Origin of the sequence: Robertkochia aurantiaca, from assembly GCF_020166495.1 — a bacterium.
GTDB classification, from domain to species: domain Bacteria; phylum Bacteroidota; class Bacteroidia; order Flavobacteriales; family Flavobacteriaceae; genus Robertkochia; species Robertkochia aurantiaca.
In genome coordinates this window covers 500,614-519,572 of the sequence record NZ_JAINZS010000006.1, presented here as the reverse complement: position 1 = coordinate 519,572, position 18,959 = coordinate 500,614, and the positions used below count along the sequence as shown (strand labels likewise).

The following is an 18,959-nucleotide window of genomic DNA, read 5'->3' as shown; positions in this document are numbered from 1 at the left end:
ACCCTCATACCTCCATACCCTCATACCCTCATACCCTCACACCTAACCTACCAAAGCTCAAAATTTTCACCCATTTCAGGAATCAGGGTATCCCAGCCATATCGCTCTTTGATCTTTTCACCAAGGGTGCTCAAAGCTATTTCCTCTCCATGTACCAGGAATATTTTCTCGGGCCCGCTTACAAGCTCCTGCAACCAATCAAGCAATTCCTGCTGCCCCGCATGAGCCGAAAGGGATGACAAGCTTTCCACCCGGGCTTTTACGGGATACCACTTACCGAAGAACTTCAACTCCCTGGCTCCTTCCTGCAAGTCCCTCCCGCGGGTACCTTCTGCCTGGAAACCGGCCAGCAGTACGATGGTTTCAGGCTCATCGATCAGTTGTTGAAGATAGGTAAGCACCCTTCCTCCGGTGATCATTCCACTACCGGCAACAATAACCTTCGGTTGATTCCGATCAATGATCTTCCAGGTTTCACTATACGACTCTACCACTTCCACAAAACCGAGAATTTCTTTTAAAACCTCCTTATTGAGTCTGTGCCACTGTGGATAATCGAAAAAGCTGTCATATACCTTATTACTCATAGGGCTGTCGATCACCACGTTCACCGAGGGGATTTCGTTTCTTTTATAAAGCTGCCAGAGATAATAAAGCAAGCTCTGAGCCCGCTCCACCGCAAAACTCGGTATGATGAGGTTTCCTCTTTGATTGATGACCTCATTGACCAACCCTGCCAGCTTTTCCTTTACATCTTCCTTCGGATGATCCCGATCTCCGTAAGTCGACTCCATTACCAGGTAATCTGCTTTTTTGGGTAACTCAGGCTCGTACAACAAATGATCGTCATTTCGCCCCAGGTCTCCTGAAAAAACGATGGTCTTGCCGAAAACCTTTATTTCCAGCCAGGTAGCCCCCAAAATATGACCGGCATAATGATGTTTGTATCGTATATCAGGAGTCAGATCTATAAAAACACCTCTTGGCTGGGGTTCGAAAAATTCAAAGGTTTTATTTACATCAGCAGAATCGTAAAGCGGCATGGCCGGATGGTGCTTGGAATACCCCTCCTCATTGGCTTTTTCAGCATCTTCCTCCTGTATCTTGGCGCTGTCTTCCAGGATGATCCTGGCAATACTCAGGGTAGGTGAAGTCCCGTATATCTTTCCCCTGAAACCCATCTTTACCAACCTGGGCAAATATCCTACATGATCCAGATGTCCGTGAGTGAGCAATACAAAATCAACACTTTCGATATTTATGGGAAGCGCCTCCCAGTTCTTTTCTCTTAACTCCTTTTCTCCCTGAAACATTCCGCAATCGATCAGAATATTTACTTCCGGGGTTTTGAGAAGAAATTTTGAACCGGTGACTGTTCCTGCTGCTCCCAAAAACTGAATGCTTATTTTCGGTTTCCTGTCATTCTCCATGATTACAAAGACTTTTAAATTCTTCGAGCACCCTCGCTTTCCTCTCTTCCGGGAGTCCGGCATGATCCAGCATGAATGGCTCTTTAAGCAGTTGCTTTCCCAGCACTATGTTCTTATCCAGAAGAAATTCCTTTTCAGCCGAAAAGAGAAAGCCCGAAACCGTGATGGGGTATAATCCAAGCCGGTCAAGCCGGTCTCTGAGGGCATCACCTTCGGGATAATCCCAGCTCATCAGGTACAAGCCGGAACATTTCCCGTATTGAAGGGCATCGGCCGTGAACCGGGTATTGGTAGCCAACCAGGGCCGTAACGCGCCTTTTTCCTTCCACACCTCCTTGATATCATTAAATCGCGATCTGATATACAGCGGAACCTTCACATTGCATTTGATGCCTTCCTCAGAATGAAACTTGCACTCTATCAAAGTGGTGTCACCATTTTTTTTAGCCACCACATCCACCTCATGTGTTACACAACGACCGTGAAATAATTGTCCGGTCATTGTCTCGTATCCAGAATATTTAAGTATTCCTGCAATAAGCTGTTCAAAGGGAAAGCCGCTGGGGCCCAGTTCGTAAAGGGCGGTCTTTAATTTATATTTGCAGGCATAGACCGAATGCAGCTGGCGGAGCAGGGCATAGGAGCGGGCATATAATTCCCCGGTCGTGATACCGCTGTACACCTCGTCTTTAAGTTTATCAAGGATCTTTTCGACTTCCTGATGTGAGGCCCCTGATTTTTTTAATGACCGCCGTAGTTTATCAACGGAAAACGGCACCGATTCACCAGTGGATTTCTTTACCTGTATGTGTTCTGCCGGTGGCGATTCCATGATCGATCATATTCATATTTAAAGAGGAAGCCGGGATTCCGGCTTCCTTAAGTGTTTTAAGCTGAATTGTATCAGTTCTTAAAATAATCCCTTACAAGTGCCTTCACCTGGTTATCGGTCATGCTGTCTGCCTTTTCAACACCCTCTATCTTTTCACTTAACTGTTTGTGATTTTCTTTCAGGAATTTTTCAAACTTCACGTTGGTTTCTGCAGGCCCGAACAAGGCAATCGCATCAGCTCCCTTTAAGGTATCTGCCAGATCGCGGAAGTAGCGTTTCATCTGGTGCTTTTCTCTTTCGGTATAGGTGCTGTCGTGTACCTGGTCCTGGGGACCCCATTTATTTTTATGACGTGCGCCTCCCACGGCATTATAGTCTTCCACATTTGACATAATGGTCTCCATTCTTTCTCCATCTCCATCGAGATGCACGAGATGTGCTTTTTCCTTATCCATCCAAACTCCGATTTTCTTCATGACAATTACAATTTTAAATTATTCTTTTCTATGCATTACTAACAGGGGTACGGTTGAATGGTACCCCAATTCCTTTACGGTGGATTTTCTGAAGATACTTTCAAAAAATCCGTGTTTATGATTCACCAGGGCGATCATATCTATATCTCTGGCCTGAACAAAGCACCTGATTGCCGTTTCAGGTTCGAAATTGCTCAGGGTGTGGCTGGAGCATTCCAATGGTTCAAAATACTGCATCAGCCTTTGCTTGTTTTCCCGCTGCTCCTTGCTGAGCACATCTTCCTCAGAAATATGCATCACCCTTACCGCTGCCTTAAACTTCCTGGCCAGTTCGCATACGGCTTCAACTTCCTCTTCCCGGTAGCGATACTCGAAGGATGAGGGGAATAAGATTTCGCCGGGTCGTTTGTAGTGGTAACTGGCCGGAATTGCCAGCACGGGACAACCTGTAACATTTTCCATTACGGTGACGGTATTACTCCCGAACCATATTTCACGAGCCCCCGTAGCCCCTTTGGTTCCCATCACCACCAGGTCGATTCGCTCTTCTTTCAGCAATGAATTGATCGCTTCAGAAATAAAGCTGTAGCGCGAAACCGTTCGGAAGCTGTGAGACTCACTCTTTTTATTCTCAAGCATCTGCCTGAGATTCTCAAGATCACGCTCTGATCTTTTTATTACAGCATCAAGCACCGCATCTCCTGACTGAAGGGCCATGGTATTCGCTGTTGAGTACACATCGGCACCAAATACATTAAGCAAAATGAACTCACAATGCTCTTCACGGAAGATATCAAGAGCACAGGCGATGGCGTGCCGGGAATTATCAGAAAAATCAGTAGGTAATACTATGCGCTTCATCTTTTAATGGTTTTTAAGGGATTTCAGGAATAACCAAAAAGGGAACTTCGGTATGGAAGGCTACTTTTGATATCACGGGTTCCCTGAAGATCTTTTCAAAAAAACCATGCTTGTTTCTGATCATCGCCAGCAAATTCACATTTTCTTTGGCTGTAAAATCTGTGATCACCTGGTTGACCTCATCTTCCAAAGCCATCACCAGCTCTCTGGTTTCCATTTCTTTCAGCAAGTGCTTTAATTCTTCCTTATTTTTCTCCTGTTCAGGAGTAAGTTCATTCACATGTTTGAGATAAACCAGCGAGATCTCAGCATTGCCGAGTTTTGCCAGGTCAACCATGGGTTGCACTTCTTCCTTTTCAAAATGCCTCCTGAGATCATTAAAGAAAACGATATGTTTCAATTCGGTATAGGTAGCTTTCCCCGGAACCAACAACAGCGGGATATTTTTCAACCGTTTCATAACCTTCACGGCGTTACTGCCCAAAAATACCTCCTGGGCACCTGTAGCCCCTTTAGTTCCCATCAGAACGAGGTCTGCCTGCAATTCCTTTATGGCATTCGGCACGGCATCCATCAGATCATTGGGAGTGGTAAAAGCCCTGATCTTTCCTTTTCTTTCCGGAAACTCTGTTTTAATACGATCCAACAGTTTTTTCATTTCTTCTTTTGCCTGTGCCTCTGTCACCTCATAAAAATGAGTCTTCAATTTCTCTTCCCTGGTCACACCCAGGGTTGAAGGAGCCACATCAAAAGCATGAACAAGATGCATTTCAGCTTCTGTATCGTTAAACAGGTTAAATGCATACCGTATCGCATTGACAGAGGTCTCGGAAAAATCGGTTGGTAATAATATCTTTTTCATTATTTCAGACATTTAATTTCGCATTGCTTTGTATAACCAGAAAGGGTATATCGAGTTCGAAGCCCAGGGTATCAACGTTCTGCCGTAACAACAATCTTTCGATAAACGAATGCTTACGGTTGAGCATTACCAGCATATCACAGGGATGATCTTCCACATATTTCTCAACAGCGGTAGGCATGACACCATCTTCGACTTTTTCGAATATATATCTGATATCTCCCAGGCATTCAGCCAATCTGTCCCGGTTACTTTGTTGTTTTTCGGTCAGTTCCTCTTCATCTTCCTCTACACGCAATACCGTAAGTGTGGCTTTGAACTTATTCAGGATTGAGGTCATGGGTTTTAATTCAGCTGCTTCATAAACACGCAGGTAATCGGTTGGAAACACGATGTGCTTTGGTTTACTGTATTTGTAACCTGCGGGGATAAGCAGCACGGGAGCTTTTGATTTTCTCAGGGTAAAAACGGCATTGCTGCCGAATAACACCTTTTCAGCTCCGGTAGCTCCTTTGGTTCCCATCAGAACCAGGTCTATATCTTCTTCAGCCGTGATCTCACTGATCTCGTCGGTCAGAAGATTAAAGGCATAACGCTGATGGAAAGTGTGCCTGAGGTTGGGAAACTCTTCTTCGATTCTGCTTACCGTACGCTCCAGCCCGGAAATCGTCGCCTGTATCATCGCATCATCGATCCCTGAATATGCAGGTCCGCCGAGGGCATAATCCACCCTGTAAAAAGCAGGCACGTAGGTATGTAGTAATATAAACTCACAGCGATCGTCATGAAACAGCTGCATGGCGTAGGCAATGGCGTTCCACGCGTTTTCACTAAAATCGGTGGGAAGTAGAATCTTCTTCATATGAATCGGTTTGTCTAAGGATTAAGTTACAGAAAGCATTAACGACTACTCATGATAAATATCAGGAGGTAAGACAATTATCATCTCAGGTGATCGAGAACTTTTTTGAGCTTATCATTCACCGTAGAAGCGATCTCAGACAGATCTTCATTTCGCACTGCCTGCATGGATGCCAGGGGATCAACGACCGAAACCTCGACCGAATCTTTTCCGGCCTGCACGATCACATTACAAGGAAGCATGGTCCCGATCTTATCTTCGGCCTGAAGGGCCTTATAGGCAAATTCAGGATTGCAGGCTCCGAGAATCATGTAATCATTCATATCGGCATCTAATTTCTTTTTCATCGTAGCCTTAATATCGATCTCGGTCAGAACACCGAAACCTTCCTTGCTTAACGCCTCTTTGGTTGCCTCAACCACGGCATTGAAATCTTTATCTTTCAATTCCAGACTATGATAGTAACTCATGTTTAGATTTTTTGGTTATGTTGCTCCTTAAATTTAAAAAAATATGATCGCAATACATTGAAAAGCAACACTTTAATTCTCAAAAAGTGTCAAAAACAGAAGACAATTCACTTTTAAATAAAATTTCTAATGGTTACTTTTAAATCTAAAACCTGAAATAATCATGAAGAGTAATTTCAATGCCATCGTAGCTTCTGAAACACCCGTACTGGTAGATTTTCATGCCGAATGGTGCGGTCCTTGTAAAATGCTGGCTCCGGTTCTTAAGGAGGTGAAGGAAGAAATGGGAGAACAGGTCAAGATCGTAAAAATCGATGTCGATAAAAATCAAGCCTTATCTAACAAGTTCAATGTAAGAGGAGTTCCCACCATGATTCTTTTCAAAAACGGTGAGATAAAATGGCGGCAGTCAGGAGTTCTTCCCAAGCAGGATATCCTGAAGGTGATCGAAGCCAACCTTTAAGATGAAAGTTCTGCCGACTGCCACCAGGTCATTTATATTTTAAAGGTCAGTACAGGAACCTTGGCATGATTCGCCAGGTCTTCACCGATACTTCCAAGGAAGAAATGCGATAATCCTCGGCGACCGTGAGTCGGAATACCGATAACATCTGCCCCTTTTTCCTTTACAAAATTATAAATTCCGTTCTCTACCGTATAATCACTTCTCACGCTGACCTTTGAAACATCGGCCTCCCTTCCTGCTGCCTTCATGAACTCTTCAACCTTTTCATGAATTTCCATACTGCTTCTGAATTTCTCGTTTGGAAGATTGACATACAACAATTCAACCTCAGCCCCCAGATTTTCGAAAAACGACACTCCTTTTTTGAAAGCCTTCATATTCTCGGAATCGAAGTCGAGGGCAAAAACCGCCTTTTCCAACTTCAGATCCGGTCTTTCATCCTTGATGACTAATACCGGGAAATCTGAAGTACGAACCACCTTTTCCGTATTGGAACCCACAAAGAAATCGTTGAGATTTCCCGTTCCGTGAGACCCCATTACAATAAGGTCAATTCCCTTATCATGTGCCAACGAATTGATCTCTGAAAAAATGGTGTAATTCTGTACGATGGTTTCCACCTCAACACCTTTCAGGAAATCCTTTTCGAGCAATTCTGCGAATCGCTTCTTTGCCAGTTCCATATAATAAATAGCCTCAGCCTGTGATTTGGATTCATCTTTGGTAATGAGCGTCTGAGAAATCCCCAGCATGTGCAGTAAATAAAGTTTCGCCTGGTATTTCTTTGCAAGATCTGCTGCGACTCTCAAAGCATATTGGGCCTGCTCTGAAAAATCTGTAGGTACTAAGATCCTTTTCATGGTTTCTAAAGTTTGATTGTTAATACTATCAAATATAGGATTTTTCAGACCTCATCTCTAATGATAATTGTCATTTCCATAGTCCCTTAAAAGTGAGACATTTGAAATTGGCCTGACTTTGAGATCATGAGAACAACAGCTGCCATTTTTATAGTCTTTTTGATTATTTTCTCCTGTAAAGGGGAAAAGGAGGGTGTTTTTCCTGAAAAAACAGACCTCACAACTGCTGTATACGCCTCTGTTACGGTTCGTCCTGACAGCTTGTACCAGTTATACGCAAGGGTGAGTGGTATAATCGACCGGAACCTGGTCAGGGAGGGAGATACCGTTCGCCGGAATCAGAAATTGATCCAGATCATAAACGACACCCCTGAGATCTCAAAGGAAAATGCCAAACTGGCTCTTGAACTGGCCCGCAGAAACTACCTGGGCAGTCATACCCTGCTTCAGGAACTCGAGCAGGAACTGCAAACGGCCTACCTCAAATACCGCAATGATTCGGTGAACTTCTTCCGTCAAAAAAATCTTTGGGAGAACCAGATCGGATCAAAGAATGATTACGACACCAGAAAACTGCAATATGAGCTGTCGGGGAATCAGTTTGAACTGCTGCAAAACCGCTATGACCGTATGAAGCACGAATTGAAGACCGCCCTGAAAACGGCCGAAAATAATTACAGAGCCAGCCTGATCACCGAAGGAGATTTTACCATAAAAAGTCGTATTGACGGAGTGGTATATTCGCTGACCAAGGAACCGGGTGAAAAAGTAAACCCACAGGAACCTCTGGGCAGTGTTGGAAGCAGTCATCACTTTCTGGTGGAGATGCTGGTCGACGAAACCGATATTGTAAGAGTAAGTCCCGGTCAGAAAGCCTTTGTTTCTCTGGATGCTTACCCCCAAGAGATCTTTGAGATACGTGTCAAGCAAGTGCTGCCAAGCAAAGATATCAGGAATCAGACCTTTACTGTCGAAGGTGAATTTATAAAGCCTCCGGAAAGATTGTATCCGGGACTGGCAGGGGAAGCCAATATCATCATCGAAACAAGGAGAAACACCCTGACAATTCCGCGGGAATACCTCGCTTCAGGAAAGGTGTTGACAGACCGGGGCCTTGTGCCCGTTAAAACAGGAATCTCCAACCTTGAAAAGACCGAGATACTGGAAGGAATCGATTCAACAACCCGCATTTATATGCCCGAACGATGAACCACTGGAGCGTATCATTAAGTATTGCCAGAACCCATTTGCTCAGCAAGCTGAAAAGCACGGTCACGGCTGCTCTTGGGGTAACCTTCGGAATCGGGGCTTACATCACTTTGGTCAGTTTCATGACCGGACTGAATACCATGCTTGATGATCTTATTCTCAATCAGACACCTCATATCCATATATATAACGAGATACGGGCTTCTGACAAACAGCCTTTGGACTATTTAGACGGTTTAAAAAACGACCTGAAAGTTATCAGTTCCGTGAAACCCAAAAGACAACCGCAAAAAATTCGTAATGCTCTTCCACTGATGGAATGGCTGAATACCAATCCTGAGGTCAGAGGGGCTACCCCCAGGGTGAACAGTCAGGTTTTTTACCTCTCCGGATCTATCGAAATCGGAGGAAACCTGACCGGGATCGACGCTGAGCAGGAAACAGTCTTATCAAATTTCGGAGATTATGTCCCCCAGGGTGACCCTTCAGATCTTTCCGGAACTTCGAATAACATACTCCTGGGTGCCGGCCTGGCCGAAAAACTGTCATTAGGGGTGGGAGACCATGTACAACTGGCCAATATTTCGGGGGAACTTTTCCTTTTTAAGGTGGTGGGCATCTATCAAAGCGGTATCGCTGAGATCGACAATGTTCAGAGTTTTGCCAACCTGGTAAACGTTCAAAAGGTATTGGGAGTGCCGGCCAACCACATCACTGACATACATGTAAAACTCAACGATATCAACAAGGCTACAGTTATGGCAGAAAAGATCGAAGAGCTCTTCACGGTCTCGGCACGTGATATTAATGAAGCCAATGCCCAGTACGAAACCGGAACCAGTATACGGAACCTGATCACCTATGCGGTATCCATCACCTTGCTGATTGTTGCCGGATTCGGGATCTATAATATCCTCAACATGCTTATTTACGAAAAGATGAACGATATCGCTATCCTGAAGGCAACCGGTTTTACCGGGAGAGACGTGGCACGTATCTTTTTAAGCCAGGCTCTTATCATAGGAGTCACCGGCGGCGTGATCGGCCTGCTGATCGGGTATGTCTTATCGGCCCTTATCGACACCTTGCCCTTCGAGACCGAAGCCCTGCCCACGATCTCCACCTATCCGGTGAATCACGATCCGCTGTTTTATCTTATTGGAATCTCCTTTGCATTGCTTTCAACTTTCCTGGCTGGCTACCTGCCCTCAAGAAAAGCAGGAAAAATCGATCCGGTGCAGATCATACGCGGAAATTAAAAGCAGATTAATATGTACATACTGGAAGCCAGGCATATCGATAAAAAATTCAGAAAACCGGTTAGCTTTCATGTGTTGAAAGATATCAGCTTCGGGATTAAAAAAGGAGAATTCGTTTCCATAATGGGAAAGTCAGGTTGCGGAAAGTCAACTCTTTTATACATACTCTCAACTATGGACACAGATTATACGGGTGACCTATTGCTTGACGGAGACCTTATTACCGGAAGCTCTTCTGACGAGTTGGCCTTTATTAGGAACAAACATATCGGGTTTGTATTTCAGTTCCACTATCTGCTGGCAGAATTCAGCGTATTAGAAAATGTTATGCTTCCGGCTCGCAAACTGGGAGAAAAAAGTGAGGCCGCGATTCGCAAGGCTGCCATGCAGAAACTTAAAATTCTTCATATTGATCACCTCGCAGACAAAAAAGCCTCCCGCATTTCGGGTGGAGAAAAACAACGGGTAGCTATCGCCAGGGCCCTGATCAACGACCCGCTTATACTCATGGGAGATGAACCTACCGGCAACCTCGACAGTCACAACTCTGAAAACGTATTCCAGATCTTCAAGAATCTCAAGGAACAACAAGGACTGTCATTACTTATCGTTACGCACGATTATGATTTTGCAAATCGCACCGACCGTATTATAGAAATGGAAGACGGCCGCATAATCAAACAGTAAGCAAAACCTCCATTCAGCCCCCGTTATTTTCGGCCTCCTTTTCCATTTTTCTGAAATACTTTCTGAAAAGCCAATGATGCCTGAGCGCTTCCATATTTTCTTCAAAAGACCGGGTACCCCCTTCAACATTGATCATGATACGCTCCAACCGTTTGGTCATGGTCGTATCAGAATTCAGGTAATGTAAGGTTCCACCTTCTTTTCCCAGGCTGTTCACCAGGGTGTCGAGATCATCTAACACCCCGTTAAGCTTTTGGCCTCCTGCAGCGAGGTTTGACAAAATACTGTCAGCCTCTTTCGCGGTTTCAGGATCAGCGGTAAGTTTATAAAGCAAGCCTTCCCGGTTATCGAGTTCGTTCATCCAACCTTCAAATCGTTGCAGACTGCGATTGGTTCGCTCTGTCGCAGTTTTCAGATTTGCAATGCTTTGCTTCAGGTCACCGGCCATAACCGTATCTTTTAATAGAGTCCCCAGAGTTCCCTGACCCGACAATAAAGATCGGGTCACTTTCAGAAGATCGGCGGTGAGCAGAGCTGCGTTTTCATTTGTCACATTAAGGGTCTTCAAAAGGTCATCGGTGGCAATCGGTGAAAAAGAACTGATCTCCTCCCCGTCTTTTACAGCTGATGCTTCACCCGCCTGTGGAACGATATTCACGATCATATTTCCCACCAGTCCGTCTGAACCGATGGTGGCAATGGCATTTGATTTAATAAAAGGCTGGATCTCCTTTTCCAGTCGCATTCTGACCATTACCATACTGTCATTAATCATTCCTATTTGGCTTACCACACCCACATTGATACCGGAGAAGCGTACATTGTTACCCTGCTGTAATCCGTTCACATTACTAAAGGCTGCTTTTAATTTAAAAGTTTCCTCAAAAAGGTTTTGCCTGCTGCCGATCAGGTATGCTGCCACCAGCAATATAAGGGTGGTAACCACCACCAACACTCCCAGTCTGATCTTTGTCGCTTTACTTTTCATGGATTCAGGTTTTAAAAAAGGCTTTTATCTCTTCATCTTCGCTGGCCGCTAAATCTTCATACGATCCCTGGGCATAGTTCCTTCCGTTGATCAGCAGAACGATCCTGTCTGCGATCACCCTGGCACAATCAACATCGTGCGTGATCACCATCGAGGAAGTATTATGCGTCTGCTGGATGTGTTTCATTAACTGAATGATCTCCTTGGAGGTAATAGGATCCAGCCCGCTGGTAGGTTCGTCATAGATCATCAGCTCAGGCTTCAGGATCAATGCCCTGGCCAGAGCCACCCGACGCTTCATACCTCCCGAGAGCTCTTCCGGCATCAGGTCCAGGGTGTGTGCGAGTCCCACCTGATCAAGAGCCGTGGTGACCACCTCTTCCATGTTTTCAGTCAGCTCCTTTCTTTCCTTTCGGTGTCGCAGGGGAAATTCGAGATTCTGCCTCACGGTCATGGAGTCATAAAGGGCACTTCCCTGGAAGAGAAACCCTATATCGGCCCTTAATTCATCGAGTTCTCCCGAGGAGATATTGATCATATCCCGCCCCAGGATGCTGATTTCACCACTATCGGGCTTCATTAGGCCAACCAGACATTTCACCATCACTGATTTTCCAGATCCTGAACGACCCATCACCACAACGATTTCACCATGATACATGGTAAGATTAAAATCGTTCAACACCTTATTTGAACCGAATGCCTTGTTCAAGCCCTTAATTTCCAGGACAGGCCTCCTTCTGTCTGTGCCTCCCGGGGTTCTATGTTCGGTGTCTGCTGTTTTCATAATTCATAGAACAAATCGGTGATTACCACGGCCATAAAGTCGATAATGAAGATTAGAAGGGAGGCAATCACTACCGCTGAATTGGCAGCTCGTCCCACCCCGGCCGTACCCTTTTTACAGGTATAGCCCGCAAAGGTTCCTACCAGTCCTATGGCGAAACCAAAGAGAAAGGTCTTAAGGGTCGCCGGTACGATGTCCTGGTATTCCAGAGCATCAAAAACCTGGTTAAAGAACAGCATAAATGAAACGTCTCCTTTGGTATTCTCAACGATATAAGATCCGTACAAACCTAATGTATCCCCCAGTATCACGAGCATGGGCAGCATAAGGGTGGTTGCGGTGATACGTGTTACCACAAGATATTTGAACGGATTGGTTCCCGACACCTCCATGGCATCGATCTGTTCGGTAACCCGCATGGACCCGATCTCTGCTCCCAGGCCTGACGCTACCCGCCCGGCACATATCAGCGCTACGATCACAGGACCTATTTCTCTCACTATCGATATACTCACCATCGAGGGCATCCACGACACGGCTCCGAATTCCTGGAGGGTAGGACGGGTCTGAAGCGTGAGCACCAGGCCGATAATAAAACCGGTGAGTGCAACCAGGGGTAACGACCGATTGCCGACATTATAACATTGCCTCAAAAGTTCATTGATCTCAAAGGGGCGCCTGAATGCCTCACGAAAATATCGCATGGCAAAAAGACTTAATTCAGCGGTGAAAAGAAAAAAGTCTTCGAATCTTTTCTGAATGCTATATATCAAAATTCCCGCTTTTGTCTTTTAAAGATAAGGCCTTCTGACGATATTCTCTCATGATATATATCATGAGACTGATGACATTTATCATAGGCTAAGAATCTTTATTTCAATACTTTAAACCATCATAAAACCTTAAGATCATGACACATGTAGTAGACAACAGTATTCTTCATTTTGAACATAAGAGCTGGAAGAACGAGCTTCTGTTCTGGGAAGATGAGATCAAAACCTTTAAAAACCGCGTAAAGGAAATAGAGGATCGATGGACCGATGACCTTGTTCTTGCTGAACTCGGACAATATGAAAGATTCTTCGAAAAGCAGCTAAAGAGAATCGCGCTAATGAAAGCAGATATAGAAACCCATGAACATAATATAGCAGACCATGTAGATAATCATAATGATGCAGTCGATCGTATTGGTTATCTTTATCATATGGAAATGCGGGAGAACCTTAATGCCCAGCGAACCATTTACCAGGAGCTGAAACGCAGGTTCTTCACATTTTTGGGTAAATACTTCTGATACATTTATGGCCGAAAACAACCTGCTGCACAAAGAAGAAAAATCAGTTCTCGAGGGACCGAGAACACGATTCAAAGAACTGCTGTTCACATTCAAGACACAGTATCACTTTATTCGCGGATTCAGAAAAATGCATTTTCTCGGTCCCTGTGTTACCGTCTTCGGTTCGGCGCGTTTCGAGCCCGGTAATAAATATTACGAACAAGCCGTGGCAGTTGGAAAGTCACTATCAGATATGGGATTTACCGTGATGACCGGGGGCGGCCCCGGTATCATGGAGGCTGCCAACAAGGGTGCTTATGAGAATAACGGAATGTCTGTGGGATGTAATATCATATTGCCCAAAGAACAAGAGCCTAATAATTACCTGCATCACTGGATCAATATTCCATATTTCTTTATCCGGAAATTTTTATTGATCAAATACTCTTATGCTTTTGTGGTCATGCCCGGTGGGATGGGAACTCTTGATGAGCTCTTTGAGGCCATTACCCTTATTCAGACAGGTATCATAAAAAATTTTCCGGTAGTGATCATGGGAAAGGAATACCATAAGGAACTCTATGATCATATTCAGACCATGTGCCGTAATGAAAGCATCAGTGAAGAAGATATGAAGCTGCTCTTCATGACCGATTCGGTCGAAGAGATGGAAGCCCATCTGCGGGAATACTCCATTAAAAAGTTCGGACTTAGCCGTAAACCGGTAAATAAGCAATGGTGGTTTGCAGAGTAAGTCTGATGAGCGTAATTATGATTGATGTGGATTGGTTATACAGGGGATGGGGGTATGAAGGTATGAAGGTAAGGGGTTATGTGATGATGGTGTTGCTCCAGAAGACTCTAAAACTCAATTATATCAACTACCCCGAAAAGCAAAGAAGAACCCAATAACTGTATCACCGCATATCCATATAACCGCCTAACTGCATCACTGCATAACCGTATAACTGTCTAACCCTCACTCATACAACCTCAGCCTGTTTCTCAAACTGCGAATCTCTTCCTGCATTTCTTCCATGCGTTCCAGCAGGTGGTGAATGGTTTCCAGTCCGGCCTCGTTAATCCCAAGATCCCGGTGCAGCCTGACCATTTTCTCAAGAAGACCCAAATGCTCATCTTTGATCAGGTAATCATCACCGCGTGTTTCGATCTCGATCATTTCGGTTTCAATGAAGTTCATTACAAACCCCTCTTCAAGATCATAGGCTTTACAAAACTGTCTGATAGAAATATTATACTTGGTCATCGTTTGAATGTTTTTAGAGTCCGGTCTGCTTCAGTTTCTTAAACATTTCTTCCTGTTCCGGTGTAAGCTTTTCAGGCAAGGTAACTCTGTAGGTAATGAACAGATCTCCAAAAGTCTCTTCCTTTTTATATTTCGGGAACCCCTTTCCTTTTAACTTGATCCTGGTGTCGTTCTGGGTTCCTGGTGCAACTTTAAGCCTCACCTTTCCATCGAAGGTGTCAACGGTTATCTCTCCTCCCAGCACCGCTGTGGTAAGCGGAATTTCTTCTGTTTTATAAAGATTCGACCGCTCGCGTTTAAAAGGGGTATTGTTCGCGATGTCGAAGGTGATATAGAGATCACCATCAGGACCACCATTAATTCCGGGCCCTCCATGCCCTTTTATTCTGATGGTTTGTCCGTCTTCGATTCCTGCCGGGATAGTAATACGTATATTCTTGCCATTAACCGTGAGCGTGCGTTTGTGGGTGGTATAGGCATCTCTGAGATCTAAGGTCAAACGCGCGTTGTAGTCCTGTCCTTTGAACTTCATTTGCCGTGAACGGCCTCCGCCAAAGCCTCCTGCTCCCCCGAACATGGATTCAAAGAAATCAGAGAAATCTGCTTCCGAAGCATCACCTGAATAGGTAAACGGACCTCCGGAACCCTGGTATCTTCTGCCTTGCTGCTGCTGTTGCTGACGCGCCTTTTCAAACTCCTCTGCATGTTCCCAGTCTTTCCCGTAACGATCGTATTTCTTACGCTTTTCAGGATCGCTCAATACGGCATTAGCCTCATTGATCTGTTTAAACCTGATCTCGGCATTTTTATCATTCGGGTTGACATCTGGATGATATTTACGAGCCAATTTCCGGTAGGCCTTTTTAATATCGTTTTGAGAGGCACTCTTATCGAGTCCCAACACCTTGTAATAGTCGATAAATTCCATAGGTCTTTATAAGACTTGTTGATTGTGTGACGTTTAAATTTACAAAATTGAAGGGGCAATATGAACTTATAAGCGTAGCTATTCTATTGTTTACGAATCAGAAACAGGTGCTTTTGCTCTCTCATGATGTTCGTCAAGATCGAAAAAAACTTTCTCTTGTGGTCTCCGAAGTTTCTCATGGCCATTTCGACATTTTCTGCCAGTACCTGGTGGTCTTTACGAACGGCTTTCTCAGCCTCAAGCTGATCTTCATCATCGACTAATATGACCAGCTCATTATTATGCTTTTTCATCTTTTCAATTAAAGCCTCGACCTCCAGTCTGTTTTCATTGAGTTCATTGATCTCGCTGCTGCTTTCCCGGTAATGATTCATCTCGCCCAGATCGCTGAAGAATTTATCGATCAGGTCCATAATGAACCGATGCTCATTCTTTATGAATTCAAGCTGAAGCAGCCAATTCACGCATTCGCTATGCATCTGCTCAGCGTCTTTCCATTCGGTATACTTGGGTTCTTTTCCGGCTTCCATCTTCCTGATATTTTTGGTTTTCACAGTTAAAATTACGCTTCAAAGCTGATAAGCAGGATGACAAAAGTCATATAAAGCATACTGATTCAGAGATATTTACGATAATCTTCCTCTGTGTCGATATCGATAAGTCTGGAGCCTGCCTGAATAGTTTTCACCTGATTTTCCCAGGCGGCGATAAGCTTTCCTGCACCTGTATCTCCGGTCAATTCCTGCAATCTGCTAAAAAAATCTGACCCAAAATAAGCGGGAACGCCCTTTTTACTGCCGTAATTGCAGGCGACTATTACATCGGGTCTGCCTTCTGAGAGATCTGTCAGCTCTTCGATCAGGGCGGTATCTACCCCCGGTTGATCGCCTAACATGATCAGCACTCCAGACAACAGAGTATCGGGTCGGTCTGCAACCTGTTTTACAGCAAATGAGATACCTGCCCCCAGGCCTTTATCCCATTTGCTGTTGATCAGCACTTCTGCATTCTCCAGGTGAGAATGCCTGATGATCTCATCACTGTAAGCTCCCAGCACAACGAAAACATCACCCGCTTTTGAAGCAACAGCAGTGTCGACAGCCCTTTGCAGCAGATGCGAATCTCCGTAGGGTAATAATTGTTTCACCGCACCTTCCATCCGCCTTGAGGCACCGGCAGCCATAATAATAATACCTATATTTTTCTCGTGCTTCAAAGTTTTATTCCTGAATGGATACGACCCTTTTTCTCCCTGAGTGGCTTCAGGGTCTGCTCCCTGACCACGCTGAGAATTTCTGCTATAATCGACACAGAGATTTCGCTGGCGGCTTCTGCACCGATATCTATCCCCGCAGGACCATGGATTCTTTCCAGGAAATCCGGATCTGTCTCAGGTGCTTTCTCTATCAATTCCTGAAACAGTTGTTCTCTGCGACGAGACGGTCCCAGAAGTCCCAAATAGGCAAAAGAACTATTTTGTAATCGCATCAGATACTGCAGGTCTTTAACGTAGCTATGATTCATCAGGACTATAGCTGTCTGCTCATCACAAAGCGAAAGATCGAACTGAGAGGCCTCAGTATTGACAACGGTGGTCGCACCGGGAAAGTTTTCCGGTTTTCGAGCATCATCAAGCGGAGCCACCACCACGACCTGCCACCCGCATAAATCGGCCATACGGCTTAAAATGACAACGTCGTGTTCAGCACCGATCAGCACAAGCCGGAACAGGGGTTGTAACTCCTGTTCGAATACTTCCTGTGATTTACTGGAGTCAGGAATTCTTTTTTGATCAGCAGAAAAAGTTTTAGCTGTAGTGCAGATTACAGAACCGGCTGCTTCCTGGTTTCCCTCTTCTCTTAAAAAATAAGTCATGATCTTCAGAGGTTTTCTGGATCCCATGTCTTCTTTTATCAGATTGAGCTGTTCCCTTCCAGGATCAAAAGGTTCTATCAGTATATAGAGAATGCCTTCGCATCCCAGCCGGTATCTCCCATCATAGGTGATCAACTTCGCCTGTGAATTCATGAATACACTTTGACTCCGCCTGAGAATCTCCTTTTCAACACAGCCACCACTTACCGCCCCGGTCATGTTCCCATCTTCGGTGATAAGCATCCTTACACCCGGGCGGCGGTATGACGATCCGTCAAGGGCTACGACAGTTACCAGAACTGCAGCTTTACCCGAGTCCTGTGCCTTTTCAAATGCATCTATTATTTCTTTGAACTCATGTGTCATAGTGCCGGGGTTCTTGTGGGTGTAAAATCGACCAGGTCACCTTCTTCCGCTTGATGCCCCGGTGAAAGTCGAATAAAACCATCGGTTCTCACCAGGCTGGTCAGGTCACCCGAACCGTTTTCCTTAACAAGATAAGCAATCAATCGCCCCGATTCAAGAGCAAGTCTTACTCTTTTAAAAGAGGTAAGATCTGAATCATTTGAAAGATGCTCTCCCGCACGAACTTTCACTCCTCTTCCATGCATACCCATACACACATCAAGCCAGGGTAAAAAATAGTGGTGGTAGCAGGAAAAAGCCGATACCGGGTTACCCGGAAATGAAAATACGGTGGTATTCCAGGTTTCGTGCTTTCCAAACCAGAGTGGCTTTCCGGGTCGCTGAGCCACTCTGTGAAAGATCCTGCTTACCCCCAGAGATTCGAAAACCTCGGGTAAGTAATCGTATTTCCCCCTGGATACTCCGCCGCTCAAAAGCAACACATCATTTTCTTCCAGCAACTTTCCGATCGCCGCCTTTAATTCATCCTTATCATCATTGAGATAATATAACGCTGCCTGAATTCTTTCCTTTTCCAAAAGCGCTTTAAGGGTCAGGGTATTTGAACGCCTTATCTGGTGCGGAAGCGGTTTGCTGTCGACCTTTACCAACTCATTCCCGGTAGCTACAACCGCTACTTTTGGGGAAGCGAATACCTTTACGAAAGATTTTCCCACCGAAGCCAGCACCCCTGTTTCGGCCGGACTTATTCGCAAAGGAGATTTCAGAACAACCTCACCTTCTCTGGTATCACTGCCCTGCTTATGAATATTCATTCCCTTTTTCACAGGCTTCAATAAAGTGGCTTTCCCATCATGAATCTCAAGGTCTTCATACATAACCACGGCATCGGCTCCTTCCGGCACTACGGCTCCGGTCATGACTTCAAGACAATGTTCCGGGTTCTGCAGGTACTTTTGCGCACTACCCGCGGCTGCAATACCCTCGATTTCGAAAACCTTTCTGCCATTCCCTGCTGCCTCTGCAACAAGGGCTATTCCATCTTTGGTAGCCCTGTCAAAGGGCGGAAAATCCCTGTCGGCGAGAATATCTTCTGCCAGAATATAACCCTGACTTTGTTCCAGCGGAACACTAATGGTGGCGGGCCCCGAAGCCTCTCTCAGTACACAGGCAATCGCATTTTCGTATGTAATCATAT

Annotated in this window: 23 protein-coding genes; 6 read left to right on the top strand and 17 right to left on the bottom strand. The window is 45.0% G+C overall.

Features of this window, described 5'->3' with window-relative positions; genetic code table 11:
- Positions 1–47: 47 nt before the first annotated feature.
- The 7 genes from K7R10_RS13465 to K7R10_RS13435 form a co-directional block, all read right to left on the bottom strand.
- Positions 48–1,430, bottom strand: coding sequence for an MBL fold metallo-hydrolase RNA specificity domain-containing protein (locus tag K7R10_RS13465; RefSeq protein ID WP_224485243.1), 1,383 nt, complete (start codon positions 1,428–1,430; stop codon positions 48–50).
- Positions 1,420–2,262, bottom strand: a complete 843-nt coding sequence (locus K7R10_RS13460) for a restriction endonuclease (RefSeq protein ID WP_224485242.1) — start codon at positions 2,260–2,262, stop codon at positions 1,420–1,422. Before K7R10_RS13460 ends, K7R10_RS13465 begins: the two co-directional genes overlap by 11 nt.
- A gap of 71 nt (positions 2,263–2,333) precedes the next feature.
- The gene (locus K7R10_RS13455; protein ID WP_224485241.1) at positions 2,334–2,738 is read right to left on the bottom strand and encodes a hypothetical protein; all 405 of its coding nucleotides are present in this window, start codon (positions 2,736–2,738) and stop codon (positions 2,334–2,336) included.
- An 18-nt stretch (positions 2,739–2,756) separates the two neighbouring features.
- Entirely contained in the window at positions 2,757–3,599 is an 843-nt protein-coding gene (locus K7R10_RS13450; RefSeq protein ID WP_224485240.1) for a universal stress protein, read from the bottom strand.
- A 13-nt stretch (positions 3,600–3,612) separates the two neighbouring features.
- Positions 3,613–4,461: a universal stress protein gene (locus tag K7R10_RS13445; RefSeq protein ID WP_224485239.1), complete on the bottom strand. Its 849-nt coding sequence runs from the start codon at positions 4,459–4,461 to the stop codon at positions 3,613–3,615.
- A 4-nt stretch (positions 4,462–4,465) separates the two neighbouring features.
- On the bottom strand, positions 4,466–5,323 hold the full coding sequence (locus K7R10_RS13440; protein ID WP_224485238.1) for a universal stress protein: 858 nt from the start codon (positions 5,321–5,323) through the stop codon (positions 4,466–4,468).
- An 80-nt stretch (positions 5,324–5,403) separates the two neighbouring features.
- Complete coding sequence (locus K7R10_RS13435) at positions 5,404–5,793, bottom strand: DUF302 domain-containing protein (RefSeq protein ID WP_224485237.1); 390 nt, start codon at positions 5,791–5,793, stop codon at positions 5,404–5,406.
- A gap of 163 nt (positions 5,794–5,956) precedes the next feature.
- On the opposite strand from K7R10_RS13435, the gene trxA reads away from it, so the two are divergent.
- Positions 5,957–6,256, top strand: coding sequence for a thioredoxin (gene trxA, locus K7R10_RS13430; protein ID WP_224485236.1), 300 nt, complete (start codon positions 5,957–5,959; stop codon positions 6,254–6,256).
- 32 nt (positions 6,257–6,288) lie between these two features.
- Here trxA and K7R10_RS13425 read toward each other — a convergent pair whose 3' ends face one another.
- A complete protein-coding gene (locus tag K7R10_RS13425; RefSeq protein WP_224485235.1) occupies positions 6,289–7,119 on the bottom strand; it encodes a universal stress protein in 831 nt (276 codons plus the stop codon).
- A 126-nt stretch (positions 7,120–7,245) separates the two neighbouring features.
- Here K7R10_RS13425 and K7R10_RS13420 point away from each other — a divergent pair, with 126 nt between their 5' ends.
- The 3 genes from K7R10_RS13420 to K7R10_RS13410 are packed head-to-tail and all read left to right on the top strand — an operon-like array spanning position 7,246 to position 10,274.
- Complete coding sequence (locus K7R10_RS13420) at positions 7,246–8,328, top strand: efflux RND transporter periplasmic adaptor subunit (RefSeq protein ID WP_224485234.1); 1,083 nt, start codon at positions 7,246–7,248, stop codon at positions 8,326–8,328.
- Entirely contained in the window at positions 8,325–9,587 is a 1,263-nt protein-coding gene (locus tag K7R10_RS13415) for an ABC transporter permease (protein ID WP_224485233.1), read from the top strand. Before K7R10_RS13420 ends, K7R10_RS13415 begins: the two co-directional genes overlap by 4 nt.
- Before the next feature lie 12 nt (positions 9,588–9,599).
- Complete coding sequence (locus K7R10_RS13410) at positions 9,600–10,274, top strand: ABC transporter ATP-binding protein (RefSeq protein WP_224485232.1); 675 nt, start codon at positions 9,600–9,602, stop codon at positions 10,272–10,274.
- 13 nt (positions 10,275–10,287) lie between these two features.
- Here K7R10_RS13410 and K7R10_RS13405 read toward each other — a convergent pair whose 3' ends face one another.
- From K7R10_RS13405 to K7R10_RS13395, 3 genes are read right to left on the bottom strand one after another with little or no spacing between them, the layout of a single operon-like run.
- Positions 10,288–11,262 carry an MlaD family protein gene (locus K7R10_RS13405; RefSeq protein ID WP_224485231.1) on the bottom strand — a complete coding sequence of 325 codons (975 nt, stop codon included), beginning with the start codon at positions 11,260–11,262 and terminating at the stop codon, positions 10,288–10,290.
- Between the two features lie 4 nt (positions 11,263–11,266).
- On the bottom strand, positions 11,267–12,049 hold the full coding sequence (locus K7R10_RS13400; RefSeq protein ID WP_224485230.1) for an ABC transporter ATP-binding protein: 783 nt from the start codon (positions 12,047–12,049) through the stop codon (positions 11,267–11,269).
- Positions 12,046–12,822, bottom strand: coding sequence for an MlaE family ABC transporter permease (locus tag K7R10_RS13395; RefSeq protein ID WP_224485229.1), 777 nt, complete (start codon positions 12,820–12,822; stop codon positions 12,046–12,048). The genes K7R10_RS13400 and K7R10_RS13395 overlap by 4 nt, the downstream gene beginning before the upstream one ends.
- Positions 12,823–12,959: 137 nt before the next feature.
- On the opposite strand from K7R10_RS13395, the gene K7R10_RS13390 reads away from it, so the two are divergent.
- Positions 12,960–13,343 carry a hypothetical protein gene (locus K7R10_RS13390; RefSeq protein WP_224485228.1) on the top strand — a complete coding sequence of 128 codons (384 nt, stop codon included), beginning with the start codon at positions 12,960–12,962 and terminating at the stop codon, positions 13,341–13,343.
- A 7-nt stretch (positions 13,344–13,350) separates the two neighbouring features.
- Positions 13,351–14,079 (top strand): LOG family protein, encoded by a 729-nt coding sequence (locus tag K7R10_RS13385; RefSeq protein WP_224485227.1) that lies wholly within the window; start codon positions 13,351–13,353, stop codon positions 14,077–14,079.
- Between the two features lie 225 nt (positions 14,080–14,304).
- On the opposite strand, the gene K7R10_RS13380 is transcribed toward K7R10_RS13385, so the two are convergent.
- The 6 genes from K7R10_RS13380 to K7R10_RS13355 all read right to left on the bottom strand — a co-directional run bounded on the left by K7R10_RS13380 (position 14,305) and on the right by K7R10_RS13355 (position 18,957).
- The gene (locus K7R10_RS13380) at positions 14,305–14,592 is read right to left on the bottom strand and encodes a chaperone modulator CbpM (RefSeq protein ID WP_224485226.1); all 288 of its coding nucleotides are present in this window, start codon (positions 14,590–14,592) and stop codon (positions 14,305–14,307) included.
- 13 nt (positions 14,593–14,605) lie between these two features.
- Positions 14,606–15,520 carry a J domain-containing protein gene (locus K7R10_RS13375; protein WP_224485225.1) on the bottom strand — a complete coding sequence of 305 codons (915 nt, stop codon included), beginning with the start codon at positions 15,518–15,520 and terminating at the stop codon, positions 14,606–14,608.
- Positions 15,521–15,603: 83 nt separating this feature from the next.
- Positions 15,604–16,074 carry a hypothetical protein gene (locus tag K7R10_RS13370; protein ID WP_224485224.1) on the bottom strand — a complete coding sequence of 157 codons (471 nt, stop codon included), beginning with the start codon at positions 16,072–16,074 and terminating at the stop codon, positions 15,604–15,606.
- 62 nt (positions 16,075–16,136) lie between these two features.
- A complete protein-coding gene (locus K7R10_RS13365) occupies positions 16,137–16,736 on the bottom strand; it encodes a nucleotidyltransferase family protein (RefSeq protein WP_224485223.1) in 600 nt (199 codons plus the stop codon).
- The gene (locus tag K7R10_RS13360; protein WP_224485222.1) at positions 16,733–17,761 is read right to left on the bottom strand and encodes an XdhC family protein; all 1,029 of its coding nucleotides are present in this window, start codon (positions 17,759–17,761) and stop codon (positions 16,733–16,735) included. The genes K7R10_RS13365 and K7R10_RS13360 overlap by 4 nt, the downstream gene beginning before the upstream one ends.
- A complete protein-coding gene (locus K7R10_RS13355; RefSeq protein ID WP_224485221.1) occupies positions 17,758–18,957 on the bottom strand; it encodes a molybdopterin molybdotransferase MoeA in 1,200 nt (399 codons plus the stop codon). Before K7R10_RS13355 ends, K7R10_RS13360 begins: the two co-directional genes overlap by 4 nt.
- Positions 18,958–18,959 lie beyond the last annotated feature (2 nt).